Raw genomic sequence first — 201 nt, 5'->3', positions numbered from 1 at the left:
CCTGAGCCTTGGCCTTTTCAATCTTGCGCTTGGCTTTGTACAGCACGCTGCGCTTATCGAGTTTTTTGTAGGTGCTGCGGCGTGCCGCCGCCTGCCAGATAACTTCACGTCCTTCATGCTCGGGCCGCTTTTCGACACCGGTGTAGCCTGCATCGGCGCAGACCACGTTTTCGTCGCCATGCAGCAATTTGTCCACCTGGG

General features: G+C 57.7%; 1 pseudogene. It reads right to left on the bottom strand.

Annotated features, from left to right (window positions below):
• Positions 1-201, bottom strand: a pseudogene (locus AO268_RS08605) (IS5/IS1182 family transposase); the annotation flags it as partial.

The sequence above is a fragment of the Pseudomonas sp. ICMP 8385 genome, assembly GCF_002699915.1.
Taxonomy (GTDB): Bacteria; Pseudomonadota; Gammaproteobacteria; order Pseudomonadales; family Pseudomonadaceae; genus Aquipseudomonas; species Aquipseudomonas gessardii.
Note: the sequence above shows the minus strand (reverse complement) of the source record. Positions and strands in the feature narration are given on the sequence as shown.